Below are 15,083 nucleotides of genomic sequence, written 5' to 3'. Positions count from 1 at the left end.
TGCGGGAGGGGCCGGGCGTGGGGAGCCGCCGTCGCGCGGATGGGGGCAGGGGGGTCACGACATGCCGAGTTCGTTGTCGATGAACTCGAAGAGTTCGTCGTCGCTGGCCGTGTCCATCCGCTCCTCCAGGCGGTCCTGCGCCGCGCCACCGGTTCCCGGGCGCAGCCTGCTGATCAGTTCTTCGAGCCGGCCGAGCAGCTCCGGCCCGGCCGTGCCGTTGTCGAGGGCGCCTTCCAGCAGGCCGAGTTCGGCCAGGCCCGCGGTGTCGGCCGCGAGGTCGGTGGCGGCGCTGTCGGGGGCGAGTTCGACGGACAGTTGGCGGGCGATGGCCGCCGAGGTGGGGTGGTCGAACAGCAGGGTGGCGGGCAGCCTGAGGCCGGTGGCGGCGCCGAGCCGGTTGCGCAGTTCGACCGCGGTCAGCGAATCGAAGCCCAGTTCCAGCAGGCCGCGTTCGGCGTCCACCGAGGCGGGGCCGGGGAAGCCGAGCACGGTGGCGGCATGCCCACGCACCAGGTCGAGCAGGGTCCGTTCGCGCCGCTGCTCGGGCTGGCCGGAAAGGGTGCGGCGCAGGGTGTCGGCCGCGTCCGGGGCCGCCTCGCCGGCCGCCGCGCTCCGCCGGGACGGGCGTACGAGTCCGCGCAGCAGCGCCGGGACGCCGCCGGTCCGGGTGGCCAGGGCCCCGGTGTCCAGTCGCAGCGGCAGGACGACGGGTTCGCCGGTGGCGTTGGCCGAGTCGAACAGGGCGGCGCCCTCGGCCGGGGAGAAGGCGACGATGCCGCCGCGGGCGATGCGCCGGAAGTCGGCCTCGTCGAGACCTCCGCTCATGCCGCCCTTGTTCGCCCACAGGCCCCAGGCGAGCGAGGCGGCGGGCAGTCCGTGCGCCCGGCGGTGGTGGGCCAGCGCGTCCAGGAAGGCGTTGGCCGCCGCGTAGTTGCCCTGGCCCATGCCGCCGAAGATCCCGGCGATGGAGGAGAACACCACGAACGCGGACAGGTCCATGCCCTCGGTCAGCTCGTGGAGGTTCCAGGCCGCGTCGACCTTGGGCCGCAGGGCGGTGTCCAGCCGGGCCGGCGTCATCGCGTCCACGACCCCGTCGGCGATGGTTCCCGCCGCGTGCACGACGGCGGTCAGCGGGTGGGCCTCGGGCAGCGAGCCGAGCAGCCGGGCCAGCGCGTCCCGGTCGGCGGCGTCACAGGCCACGACCTCCGCGTGGGCGCCGAGTGCGGCGAGGCCGACGACCAGGTCGGCGGCACCCTCGGCGGCGGGGCCCCGGCGGCTGGTGAGCAGCAGGCGCTTCACCCCGTGTTCGGCGACCAGGTGGTGGGCGAGCACGGAGCCGATGGCGCCGGTGCCGCCGGTGATCAGGACCGTGCCGGGGCGTCCCCAGTCGGGCGTCTCCGCCTGTTCGGCGGCGGGTACGCGGGCCAGCCGGGCGATGTGCGTACGGCCCTCCCGCAGCGCCAGTTGCGGTTCCCCGGAGGCGACGGCTGCGGCCAGAGCGTCCCTGGATGCCTCCGTCCCGTCGAGGTCGGCGAGGACGAAGCGGCCGGGGTTCTCGGTCTGCGCGGATCGTGCCAGTCCCCATACCGCGGCGTGGGTCAGGTCCGGCGCGTCGCCGTCGGCGCCTGTAGGGACGCCGCCCCGGGTGACGAGCACCAGCTTGGATTCGGCGAACGTGTCGTCGGCCAGCCAGTCCCGTACGAGGCTGAGGGTCCGGCCGGTGACGTGCCGTACGGCGTCGGCCGCGCCCTGTCCCGCCGGGGCGGCGGGGACGTGGGCGAGGACGGCCGTGGGCCGGGCGGCTCCCTCGGCGATCTCCCGGGAGAGCGCCTGGAGGTCGGTGGCGGAGCGGGTGATGCCGTGAGCCGCCCAGTCGGGCGCCTCGGCGCCGATGACGGCCCAGATGTCGGTGCCGGACGTGGCGGGCTGGGGCAGCGTGGGCCATTCGAGGCGGTAGAGGTCGTCGTGGTGTGCGGTCCGGGCGGCGCGCACCTGGTCCGGGGAGACCGGGCGGAGCACCAGGGACCGGATGGAGGCGACCGGTTGCCCGGCCGTGTCGGTGGCCCGGACGGAGACCGCGTTGTTGCCCGCGGGGGTCAGCCGGATGCGCAGGGCGCGGGCGCCGGAGGCGTGCAGGCGGATGCCGTTCCAGGAGAACGGCAGCCACCCCTGTTCGGTGCCTTCGAGGACGCCGAAGATCAGCGCGTGCAGAGCGCTGTCGAGGAGCGCGGGATGCAGCCCGAACCGCGCGGCCTCGGCCTGCTGTTCGGACGGCAGGCTCGCCTCCGCGTACACCTCGTCCCCGAGCCGCCACACCTCGCGCAGCCCCTGGAACGCGGGCCCGTATCCGAAACCACCCTCGGCGAACCGCTCGTACAGTCCGTCCAGTTCCACCGGCTGCGCACCGGCCGGCGGCCACGCCACGGGGGCGCCCGGTGCCGCCTCCTCGGTGGCGGGAACCAGCAGCCCCCGGGCATGGCAGGTCCAGGGCAGGTCCGCGGACGAGGTGTCCTCGGCCCGGGTGTGGACGCTGACCGGCCGGGCGCCGGAGGCGTCCGGCGCGCCGACGGAGAGCTGGAGGACCACCGCGCCCCGCGCGGGGATCACCAGCGGGGCCTCCAGGGTGAGTTCCTCGACCTGCTCGCAGCCGACCTGGTCACCCGCCCGTACCGCCAGTTCGAGCAGGGCGGTGGCCGGGAGGAGGGCGGTGCCGTAGACACCGTGGTCGGCGAGCCACGGGTGAGTGCGTACCGACAGCCTGCTGGTGAACAGGACCCCGTCGGTGTCGGCGAGCGGGACGGCCGCACCCAGCAGCGGGTGGTCGGCCGGGAGGAGCCCGGCGGCGGCCATGCCGCCGGCCGGTGCGGTGGCCTCCAGCCAGTAGCGCTCGCGCTGGAAGGCGTAGGTGGGCAGGTCGACCTTGCCGGGCCCGCCGGGGGCCCCTGCGTCCAGCACGGTCGGCCAGTCCACCGCCGTGCCCCGGACGTGGAGGTGGGCGAGTGCGCCGGTCACGGCACGGGACTCCGGCCGGTCCTTGCGCAGCAGCGGCACCAGGGCGCCCGCGGCCGACGGGTCCGCGGGGTCCGCCGGGTCCTCGGCGAGGCAGTCGCGTCCCATGGCGGTCAGCGAGCCGTCGGGGCCGAGTTCGAGGTAGGTGACGGCGCCCTCGGCGGCGAGCCGCAGCATGCCGTCGTGGAAGCGCACCGCCTCACGGACGTGCCGCACCCAGTACTCGGGCGACGTCAGCTGCTCGGGGGTGGCCAGTTCACCGGTGACGTCGGAGACCAGGGGAATGAGCGGCGCCCGGAGGTCCAGGCGTTCGGCGACCCGCCGGAACTCGTCGAGCATGCCGTCCATGTGCGGCGAGTGGAACGCGTGGCTGACGGTGAGCCGCCGGGCCTTGCCGCCGCGTTCGCGCCACTGCTCGGCGATGTCCAGGACGGCGTCCTCGTCGCCGGATACGACGACGGAGGCAGGACCGTTGACGGCGGCCACCGCGGCGCGGCCCTCGTAGGGGGCGAGCAGCCCGGCGGCGTCCTCCTCGGAGGCGGTCAGCGCGACCATGGCGCCGCCCTCGGGCAGGGCCTGCATCAGCCGGCCGCGGGCCGCGACCAGCGCGGCGGCGTCGGGCGCCGACAGCACCCCGGCCACATGCGCGGCCGCCAGCTCGCCGACGGAGTGCCCGAACAGCAGGTCCGGCACCACGCCCCAGTGTTCGAGCAGGCGGAAGAGGGCGACCTCGACCGCGAACAGCGCCGGCTGTGTGTACTCCGTGCGGTCCAGCAGGGCCGCCTCGTGCGACCCGGCGGGGGCGAAGGCGACCTCGCGCAGCGGCCGGTCGAGCAGCGGGTCCAGTTCGGCGCAGATCGCGTCGAAGGCGTCCGCGAAGACCGGGTGGCGGGCGTACAGTTCGGCGCCCGCTCCGGCACGCTGGCTGCCCTGCCCGGCGAAGAGGAACGCGGTCCTGCCCGCCACGGCCGTGCCCTGGGTGAGGCCGGGCGCGCTGCCGGCGGTGGCGAGCGCCTTGAGGCCGGCGATCAGTGCCTCGCGGGTGTCGCCCACGACGGCGCCCCGGTGCTCGAAGGCGCTGCGGCCCGTGGCCAGCGTGAACGCGATGTCGGCCGGACGCAGGGCGGGACGGGCGTCGGTGTGCTCCAGCAGCCGCTGTGCCTGGGCCCGCAGGGCGACCCGGCTGCGCGCCGACAGCAGCCACGGCACCACGGTGCCGTCTCCGTCGCCCCCGGTCGCGGTCTCCTCCCCGGCGGGCCGCGCGTCGGCGCTTTCCGGCGCCCCGTCGGGTCCGTGCGCGTCCGGTACGTGTTCCAGGATCGTGTGCGCGTTGGTGCCGCTGACGCCGAAGGAGGAGATCGCGGCCCGGCGCGGCCGCCCCCGGTCGGGCCAGGGGGTGTCCTCGGTGAGCAGCGACACGGCGCCCGCCGACCAGTCGACGAACGGGGTCGGCGCGTCGACGTGGAGGGTGCGCGGCAGGACTCCGTGCCGCATGGCCAGCACCATCTTCTGCAGGCCCGCGATGCCGGCGGCGGCCTGGGCGTGCCCGATGTTGGACTTCAGCGAGCCGAGCAGCAGCGGCCGGTCCGCGGGGCGGTCCTGGCCGTAGGTCGCGAGCAGCGCCTGCGCCTCGATCGGGTCACCGAGCCGGGTGCCCGTACCGTGCGCCTCCACCGCGTCGACATCTGCGCCGTCGAGCCCGGCGGAGGCGAGGGCCTGGCGGATGACGCGCTGCTGGGAGGGGCCGTTGGGGGCGGTGAGGCCGTTGCTGGCGCCGTCCTGGTTGACCGCCGAGCCCCGCACCAGGGCGAGCACCGGGTGGCCGTTGCGCCGGGCGTCGGAGAGCCGTTCCAGGACGACCATGCCGGCGCCCTCGGCCCAGGCGGTGCCGTCGGCCGCGGCGGCGAAGGGCTTGCAGCGGCCGTCGGCGGCGAGCCCCCGCTGCCTGCTGAACTCGATGAACGCGCCGGGGGTGGACATCACGGTGACACCGCCGGCGAGGGCGAGCGAGCACTCGCCGCCGCGCAGCGCCTGGGCCGCGAGGTGCACGGCGACCAGCGAGGACGAGCAGGCCGTGTCGACGGTGACCGCCGGTCCTTCGAGGCCGAAGGTGTACGCGATCCGGCCGGAGGCGACGCTGCCCGCGCTGCCGATGCCGAGGTACCCCTCGGTCTCCTCGGTGGGCTGCTGGACACGCGAGCCGTAGTCGCGGTAGCTGGAGCCCACGAAGACGCCGGCCCGGCTGCCCTTCAGCGACGACGGGTCGATACCGGCCCGTTCGAACGCCTCCCAGGAGATCTCCAGGAGCAGCCGCTGCTGCGGGTCGATCGCCAGCGCCTCACGTGGGGAGATCCCGAAGAACGCCGGGTCGAAGTGGTCCGCGTCGTGCAGGAAGCCGCCTTCGCGGGCGTAGGTCCGGCCGAGCTTCTCCGGGTCGGGGTCGTACAGCTCGTCGAGGTCCCAGCCCCGGCCGGTGGGAAACCCGGTGATGGCGTCGGAGCCCGACGTCACCAGCCGCCACAGGTCCTCCGGGGTCGTGACGCCGCCGGGGTAGCGGCAGCTCATCGCGACGACGGCGATGGCGTCGTCGTCGGCCACCGCGGCCACCGCCGCCTGCGCGGGTGCGGAGGCCGGTACCGGTGCCGTACCGCCGAGTTCGGACCGTACGTGGTCCACCAGGGCGGTGACGGTGGGGTGGTCGAAGACCAGGGTGACCGACAGGCGCAGTCCGGTGGCCTCGGAGAGCCGGTTGCGCAGGTCGACCGCGGTGAGGGAGTCGAAGCCGAGGTCCTTGAAGACCCGGTCGGGGTCGATGGCGGCGGGATCGGGGTGGCCGAGGACGGCGGCGACCTCGGTGGCGACCAGGCGGGTCAGTTCCTCCTGCCGCTCCTGTGCGGGCAGGGCCGCGAGGCGGGCGGCGAGGGAGTCCGCCCCCGTGCCCTGCCGGTCGGCACCGTCGGCGGCCAGGACCTCGCGCGCGTCGGACAGTTCCCGCAGGGCCGCGCTGGGCCGCAGAGCGGTGTACGCCGGCGCGAAACGGTCCCAGGCGAAGTCGCAGAGCACGAGCCTGGGCTCGGCCCGGCCCATGGCCTGTTCCAGGGCGGTGACCGCCAGCTCCGGGTCCATCGGCGGCAGCCCGTTGCGCACCAGCCGTTCCCGGGCCGAGTCGGCGGCGCTGTCGCCCGCCCACAGGCCCCAGGCCACGGAGGTGGCCGGCAGGCCGAGCGAGCGCCGCTGCTCGGCGAGGGCGTCCAGGAACGCGTTGGCCGCGGCGTAGCTGCCCTGTCCGGTGCCGCCGAGGGTGCCGGCGAGCGAGGAGAACAGGACGAACGCGGTCAGGTCCAGGTCGCGGGTGAGGGCGTCCAGGTTGAGGGCGGCGTCCATCTTGGGGCGCAGGACCCCGGCGGCCCGCTCGGGGGTGAGGGTGTCGAGGACACCGTCGTCCAGCAGACCGGCGGCGTGCACGACGGTGCGCAGGGGGCGGTCCTCGGGGATGTCCGCGAGCAGGGCGGCGAGCGCGTCCCGGTCGGCGGCGTCACAGGCGGCGACCGTCGTCTCGGCGCCGAGACCGGCGAGTTCGGCGACCAGTTCCGCCGCCCCGGGTGTGTCGGGGCCGCGGCGGCCGGTGAGCAGCAGGTGCCGGGCGCCGGAGCGGGCGAGCCGGCGGGCGACATGGGCGCCGAGGGCTCCGGTGCCGCCGGTGATCAGTACCGTGCCGTCGGGATCGAAGGCGTCGGCCGTCGTCTCCTCGGCCGGCAGGGCCCGGACGAGCCTGCGGCCGTAGACGCCCGAGGGCCGGATCGCGATCTGGTCCTCTCCGTCGAGACCCGCCAGTACGGCGGCCAGCCGTCCGCCGGCGCGTTCGTCCAGGTCGGAGGGCAGGTCGAGCATTCCGGCCCAGCGTTCCGGGTACTCCACGCCCGCGACGGCGCCGAGTCCCCACAGGGTCGCCTGGGCGGGTGCGGTGAGGGCGTCGGAGCGTCCGACGGACACCGCGCCGCAGGTCGCGGACCACAGGGGGGCGTTGATGCCGGCGTCGCCGAGCGCCTGGAGGAGGAGGGTGGTGAGGGCGAGCCCGGTCGGCAGAGCGGTCCCCTCGGCGTACGGCTGTTCGGCGAGGGCGAGCAGCGAGAGCACTCCGCCGTCCGGGGCGGTCGAGGCGCCCAGCCGGGCGGCCAGGCCGCTCCGGCTCTCGGTGCCGGTGGTGCCGATCTCGACGGGTACGGCGGTGGCGCCGTGCCGTTCCAGGGCGCGCAGCGCTCCGTCGACCACGGGGTGGGCGGCGGCGCCGGCCGGTACGACGACCCACCAGGTGCCGCTGAGGGCGGGGGTGCCGGAGGGGAGGTGCAGGGGCTTGAAGGTGACGCGGTAGCGCCAGCCGTCGATGGTGGTGCGGCCGCGGCGGCCGCGCTGCCAGTCGGCGAGTGCGGGGAGCACCCCGTCGAGGGAGGCACGGGCGGTCGTGTCCTCGTCCGGCAGGTTCAGCGCGGCGGCGACGGCGGGCAGGTCGTGCCGTTCGACGGCGTCCCAGAAGGCCGTGTCGGCGGGCTGGGCAGCGCCTTCCCCGGCAGCGGGCGCCGCCGTCGGCTCCAGCCAGTACCGCCGGCGCTGGAAGGCGTAGGTGGGCAGGTCGACGGGGCGGGCGTCGGTGCCCGCGAACACGGCCCGCCAGTCCACCGGGACGCCGTGGACGTGCGGCCCGGCGAGCGCGGTCAGGAACCGGCCGGGGCCGCCGTCGTCGGTGTGCAGCGTGCCCGTGACGAGCCCGGCGACGTCCGCCGCCTCCAGACTCCTCTCCAGCCACACCGCCAGCACCGGGTGTGGGCTGACCTCGACGAAGGTGTCGTGCCCTGCGTCGATGAGCGCGGCGACCGCACGGTGGAACTCCACGGGCTCGCGAAGGTTGCGGTACCAGTACTCGGTGTCCAGGGCCGTGGTGTCGAGGGCGCCCCCGGTGACGGTGGAGTAGAAGGCGATGTCGGTCCGGCGCGGTGTCACCCCGGCGAGCGCGGCCAGCAGTTCCCGGCGCACCCCGTCCACCTGAGGGGAGTGCCCGGCGAAGGTGACGCCCGGGATCATCCACCGCATGACGCCGTCCTCGGACAGCCGGTCGCCGAACTCCTCCAGGGCCTCCGGGTCTCCGGAGACGGTCACGGCGGCGGGCCCGTTGACGGCGGCGACGGACAGCCGGTCGCCCCAGGGCGCCATCCGCTCGCGCACCTGGTCGCCGGGGAGGGCGACGAAGAGCATCGCGCCCCGGTCGACGAGCGTGGTCAGGATCCGGCTGCGCAGGGCGACGATCCTGGCCCCGTCCTCCAGGGACAGTGCTCCGGCCACCACGGCGGCGGCGATCTCCCCCTGGCTGTGCCCGACCACCGCCGACGGCTCGACACCGTACGAGCGCCAGAGCGCGGCCAGCGACACCATGACCGAGAACAACACCGGCTGGACCACGTCGACCCGGTCGAGCGGCGGGCTGTCGGGCCCGCCGCGCAGCACAGCGGTCAACGACCAGTCCACGTACGGCGACAGCGCCCGCTCGCACTGCGCCACCCGGTCCGCGAAGACCGGGGACGAGTCCAGCAGACCCACCGCCATCCCCGCCCACTGCGACCCCTGACCGGGGAAGACGAAGACGGTACGGCCCGGGGTGGCCGCGGTGCCCCGGACCACGGCGGGGTCGTTCTCCCCTGCGGCGAGGGCGGCCAGGCCGGTGAGCAGGGTGGCGTGGTCGGCGCCGACGACGACGGCACGGTGTTCGAAGGCGGACCGGGCGGTGGCCAGGGTGTGGCCGACGTCGCGGGGCCGCAGTTCCGGACGGTCCGTCAGATGGGCGTGCAGCCGCGCGGCCTGCTCGCGCAGCGCCTCCGGGGTCCGGCCGGAGAGCAGCCACGGCACGGCGGTCGCGGGTGCGTCCTCCTCGGGCGCCGCCCCGGGCTCCTCGCCGTACGGCTCCTCGATGATCACATGGGCGTTGGTGCCGCTGAGTCCGAAGGAGGAGACGCCGGCGCGGCGCGGGTGGCCGTTGCGGGACCACGGCCGGGGCTCCGTCAGGAGCGCGACGGCACCCGCCGACCAGTCGACGCCTGGCGTGGGCTCCGCGGCGTGCAGGGTGCGGGGCAGCACTTCGTGACGCATCGCCTGGACCATCTTGATGATCCCGGCGACGCCCGCGGCGGCCTGGCTGTGCCCGATGTTGGACTTCAGCGAGCCGAGCAGCAGCGGCCGGTCCGCGGGGCGGTCCTGGCCGTAGGTCGCAAGCAGCGCCTGCGCCTCGATCGGGTCGCCGAGCCGGGTGCCCGTACCGTGCGCCTCGACGACGTCGACCTCGGCCGCGGGCACGCCCGCGCCGGCCAGCGCGCTGCGGATGACCCGCTGCTGCGCCAGGCCGCTGGGGGCGGTCAGTCCGTTGCTGGCCCCGTCCTGGTTGACCGCCGAGCCCCGTACGAGGGCGAGCACACGGTGGCCGTTACGGCGGGCGTCCGACAGCCGCTCCAGGAGCAGCAGTCCGACGCCCTCGGCCATGCCGAAGCCGTCGGCGCCGGCGCCGAAGGACTTGCAGCGGCCGTCCGCGGCGAGACCGCGCTGTCTGCTGAAGCCGGTGAAGGACAGCGGCGTGCCCATGACGGTCACACCGCCCGCGAGCGCCAGGGAGCACTCGCCGGAGCGCAGGGCCTGGGCCGCCAGGTGCACGGCGACCAGGGAGGACGAGCAGGCCGTGTCGACGGTGACCGCGGGTCCTTCGAGGCCGAGGGTGTAGGCGATCCGGCCGGACAGGATGCTGGTGGAGATACCGGCGATGAGGTGTCCCTCCACCTCCTCGGGTACGTCGCCCAGGCCGCCGTAGCCCTGGTAGGCGGCGCCGGCGAACACGCCGACCTGGTCGCCGCGCAGGGAGGCGGGGTCGATGCCGGCCCGCTCCAGGGCCTCCCAGGAGGTCTCCAGGAGGAGCCGCTGCTGCGGGTCCATGGCCAGCGCCTCGCGCGGCGAGATCCCGAAGAAGGCGGGGTCGAACTGCCCGGCGTCGTAGAGGAATCCGCCTTCGGAGCTGTAGGTCGTGCCGGGCCGGTCGGGGTCGGTGTCGTAGAGGCCGTCCAGGTCCCAGCCGCGGTCGGCGGGCAGTGCGGAGATGACGTCCCGGCCCTCGGCGACGAGCCGCCAGAGGTCCTCCGGGGTGCGGACGTCGCCGGGGTAGCGGCAGCTCATGCCGACGATGGCGATCGGGTCGTCGGCGTCGGTGGGCACGTGCGCGGGCACGGCCGGTCCGGCCGGGGCGGCGGTGTCGGGGCCGAGGAGTTCCCCGCGCAGATGCCGGGCGAGCGCGTCGGCCGAGGCGTAGTCGAAGAGGACGGTGAGCGGGAGCCGCAGACCGGTGGCCGCGTTGAGCCGGTTGCGCATCTCCACGGCGGTCAGCGAGTCGAAGCCCAGTTCACGGAAGGCGCGTTCGGGGGCGATGGCGTCGGCGGAGCCGTGGCCGAGCACGGCGGCCGCGTGCGTGCGTACGAGGTCGGTGAGCAGGCGGTCGCGGTCGGCGGGGGGCAGCGCCGCGATCCGGTCGCGCAGCGAGGAGGCGGTGTCGTCGCCGTCCTGGCCGGGCGCGGTCTCCTCGGCGAGCGTGCGACGGACCTCGGGCAGGTCGCCGATGAGCGGGCTGGGCCGGGCCGAGGTGAACACGGGCGCGAAGCGCTCCCAGTCCACGGCGGTGACGAGAACCACGGTCTCGTCGTCGGTCAGGACCCGCTGGAGCCCGGTCAGCGCGACCTGGGGGGCCATGAAGGGGATGCCCCGGCTGCGCAGCTGCTCCTCGACGAGGTTGGCGGCCATGCCGGCGCCGCCCTCGGGGTCCCAGATGCCCCACACCACGGAGGTGGCGGTGCGGCCCCGGGCCCTGCGCAGGTCGGCGAGTGCGTCGAGGTAGGCGTTGGCGGCGGCGTAGGCGCCGTGGTCGGCGCTGCCCCAGACACCGGAGATGGAGGAGAACAGGACGAAGGAGTCCAGGTCGTCCCGGTCGAAGACGGCGTCGAGGTTGGCGGCGCCGGCGACCTTGGCGTAGAGGATGTCGGCGAACTCGTCCGGGTCGGTGTCGGTCAGCGGCACGAGCAGGCCGGTGCCGGCGGCGTGGATGACGGTCCTGATCCGGGAGCCGTCCTGTTCGAGCCCGGCGACCAGCTCGGCGAGCCGGTCCCGGTCGGCGACGTCGCAGGCGGCGAGGGTGACACGGGTGCCGAGCCCGGTCAGCTCGGCGGCCAGGTCGGCCGCGCCGGGGGTGTCGGCACCCCGGCGGCCGACCAGGACGAGGTGCTCGGCGCCGCCCTCGGCCAGCCAGCGCGCCAGGTGCGCACCGACTCCGCCGGTGCCGCCGGTGACGAGGACGGTGCCGCGGGGCCGCCAGGCGTCGGCGGGGGCGGGGTCGGCGGGCCGGGCGTGGGCCAGCCGCCTGCCGTACGCGCCGGCGGGGCGTACGGCGACCTGGTCCTCGCCGTCCGGACCGGCGAGGATGCCGCACAGCCGGGCGGCGGCCCGCTCGTCGAGCGTGCCGGGCAGGTCGACCAGGCCGCCCCAGCGCTGCGGGTGCTCCAGCGCGGCGCACCGGCCGAGGCCCCAGACGAGGTGCTGGCCGGGGCTGGTCACCGCGTCGTCGCGGCCCACCGTGACCGCGCCCCGGGTGGCGCACCAGAGCGGGGCGGTGACGCCGCTGTCGCCCAGGGCCTGCACGAGGGTCAGGGTGAGCGCGGTGCCGAGGGGAAGGTGGGGGTGGTCCGGGTGGTGGCGCTCGTCGAGGGCGACGAGGGAGAGCACGCCGTGGACCGGGCCGGACCGGGCCGCCGCCTCGGACAGGCGGGCGGTCAGGGTGGCCCGGCCGGTGTCGGACTCGCTCAGGACGACCGGCAGCGGGTCGGCTCCGGCCTCGCGGAGCGCCCGGAGGACGGCTTCCTGTGCCGGGTCGCCGTCCGTGGCGTCGGTGACGGCGACGAGCCAGGTGCCGGTCGGGGCGGCGGCGCGGCCGGCCGGGGCGTCGGCGAGGGGCCGCCAGTCGACGCGGTAGCGCCAGGAGTCGACGGTCGCGCGTTCGTCGCGTCGTCTGCGCCAGTCGGCCAGGGCGGGCAGGACGACGGTGAGCGGGTCCTCGGGGCGGACGCCGAGCGTCGTGGTGAGCGCCGGGAGGTCCTGTCCGCCGACGCTCTCCCAGAAGGCGGCGTCCGCCGGGTCGGTGGCGCCGACGGTGCCCTCGGCGCCGACCGGGGGCCGTTCGAGCCAGTACCTGCGCCGCTGGAAGGGGTACGTGGGCAGGTCGACGGTGTCGCTCGGGTGCCCGGTGAGCAGGGTGTCCCAGTCCGGCGCGAGTCCGCCGGTGTGGGCCTCGGCGAGGGAGAGCAGGAACCGGTCCAGGCCGCCCTGGTCGCGGCGGAGGGTGCCGACGGCGACGGCGTCGGACTCCTCGGTCTCGGCGGTCTGGCTGATGCCCACGGTGAGCACGGGGTGGGCGCTGGACTCGACGAAGAAGCGGAAGCCCTGGGCGAGCAGGGTGCGAGTGGCCTCCTCGAACCGCACGGTCTGCCGCAGGTTGCGGTACCAGTACTCGGCGTCCAGCGCGCCGGAGTCCTGCCAGCTCAGGTCCACGGTGGAGAAGAACGGCACCCGGCCGCCCGTCGGCTCGATGTCCGCGAGGCACTCCAGGAGCCGTTCGCGGATCTCCTCGACGTGCGCGGAGTGGGAGGCGTAGTCGACGGGGATGCGGCGGGCCCGTACGTCCTCGGCCTGGAGCTCGGCCACCACGCCGTCGATCGCCTCGGTGTCGCCCGACAGCACCGTGGCGGCCGGCCCGTTGGCGGCGGCCACGAAGAGCCTGCCGTCCCACTGCCGGAGACGGTCGGTCAGGTCCTCGGGCGGCAGCGGCACGGAGGCCATGCCGCCCCGTCCGGCGAGGGCGGTCAGGGCCTGGCTGCGCAGGGCGACGACCTTGGCGCCGTCCTCCAGGGACAGGGCTCCGGCCACCACCGCGGCGGCGATCTCGCCCTGGGAGTGGCCGAGCACGGCGTCCGGTTCCACACCGGCCGAGCGCCACAGCGCGGCCAGGGAGACCATCACGGCCCACAGCGCGGGCTGGACCACGTCGACGCGGTCCAGCGGCGGGGCGCCGGCGTCGCCGCGCAGGACGGCGGCGAGCGACCAGTCCACGTGGGGGGCGAGGGCGCGTTCGCAGGCGGCCATGCGGGCGGCGAACACCGGCGAGGAGTCGAGCAGGCCGAGTGCCATGCCGGTCCACTGGGAGCCCTGGCCGGGGAAGACGAACACGGTGCGGCCCGCGGGTCCCGCGACACCGCGGACCACCCCCGCGGCCTCGCCGCCGGTCACCAGGCCGGTGAGTCCCGCACGGAATCCGTCCGGGTCTCCGGCGACCACCACGGCACGGTGCTCGAACGCCGACCGGCCGGTGGCGAGGGCCCGTGCGACCGCGCCGGGTCGGAGGCCGGGGTCCGCGTCGAGCAGGTCGGCGAGGGGGAGCAACTGCCGTGCCCGCTCGGTCAGCGCCTCCTCGCTGCGGGCGGAGAGCACCCAGGGCACCAGGGGCAGTGGCGTCGGGTCACCGGACTCCGTGGCCCGGGTGGTGTCGCCGGGTTCGATGGTCCCGGCGGTCTCGTCGGGCTCGGTGGTCCCGGCGGGGGCGGAGTCCTCCGCCGGGGGCGCCTCCTCCAGGATCACGTGGGCGTTGGTGCCGCTCACACCGAACCCGGACACGGCGGCGCGGCGGGGGCGATCGGGGCCGGTGGGCCAGGAACGCTCCTCGGTCAGCAGCCGAACCGCGCCGGAGGACCAGTCGACCTGCGGGGAGGGCGCGTCCACGTGCAGCGTCCGGGGCAGCACCCCGTGCCGCATCGCCTGCACCATCTTGATCACGCCACCCACCCCGGCGGCCGCCGAGGTGTGCCCGATGTTGGACTTCAACGACCCCAGCCACAACGGTTCTTCACGGTCCTGGCCGTACGTCGCGAGCAGCGCCTGCGCCTCGATCGGGTCACCGAGGCGGGTGCCCGTGCCGTGCGCCTCCACCGCGTCCACGTCACCGGGCAGCAGCCGGGCGTCCGCCAGCGCGGCCCGGATCACCCGCTGCTGCGACGGGCCGTTCGGCGCCGTCAGACCGTTGCTCGCGCCGTCCTGGTTCACCGCGCTGCCCCGCACCACCGCCAGCACCCGCCGACCGTGCCGCCGCGCGTCCGACAAGCGCTCCAGCAGCAGCACACCCGCGCCCTCGGACCACGAGGTGCCGTCGGCGCCGGCCGCGAAGGCCTTGCAGCGGCCGTCGGGGGCCAGGGCGCGCTGGCGGCTGAACGCGACGTAGGGGTCGGGGTGCGGCATGACGGTGACACCGCACGCGAGGGCGAGGGAGCACTCGCCGGAGCGCAGCGCGCGTATCGCGAGATGCAGGGCGACCAGCGAGGACGAGCACGCGGTGTCGACCGTCACCGCCGGGCCCTCCAGGCCCAGGGTGTAGGAGATCCGGCCGGAGATCACGCTGCCGGCGGTGCCGGTGTGGAGCAGGCCCTGGACGTCGGACCGGTCGCGGGAGCCGTCTCCGTAGTCGTTGGTCATGGCGCCGACGAAGACGCCGGTCGCGGAGCCCTTCAGGGCCGCCGGGTCGAGGCCCGCACGTTCCAGCGTCTCCCAGGAGGTCTCCAGGAGCAGCCGCTGCTGCGGGTCGGTGGCGAGGGCCTCGCGCGGCGACATGCCGAAGAACGCGGCGTCGAACTCCCCCGCCCGGTGCAGGAATCCGCCGTGCCGGGTGTAGGAGGTGCCCGGCCGGTCGGGGTCCGGGTCGTAGAGGGCGGCCGTGTCCCAGCCCCGGTCGGCCGGCCATTCGGAGATGGCGTCGGTGCCGGAGGACACCAGGTCCCACAGCTGCTCGGGGTCGTCGGCGCCACCGGGGTAGCGGCAGCTCATCGAGACGATCGCGATGGGCTCGTGCCTGGCGTCCTCCTCCTCGCGCAGCCGCTGACGCGCCTGCCCGAGGTCCGCGGTCGCCCGCCTGAGGTACTCAAGAAGCTTCTGTTCGTCCGGCATGTTCGCGGTGCTCC

The 15,083-nt window shown here is 75.7% G+C and carries 1 protein-coding gene; it reads right to left on the bottom strand.

Annotated features, from left to right (window positions below):
* Positions 1-54 precede the first annotated feature (54 nt).
* Positions 55-15,069, bottom strand: coding sequence for a type I polyketide synthase (locus tag ACFU5F_RS25860; RefSeq protein ID WP_383891714.1), 15,015 nt, complete (start codon positions 15,067-15,069; stop codon positions 55-57).
* Between the last annotated feature and the right edge of the window lie 14 nt (positions 15,070-15,083).

Origin of the sequence: Streptomyces sp. NPDC057438 (assembly GCF_042802995.1) — a bacterium.
In the GTDB taxonomy this organism is placed as follows: domain Bacteria; phylum Actinomycetota; class Actinomycetes; order Streptomycetales; family Streptomycetaceae; genus Streptomyces.
Note: the sequence above shows the minus strand (reverse complement) of the source record. Positions and strands in the feature narration are given on the sequence as shown.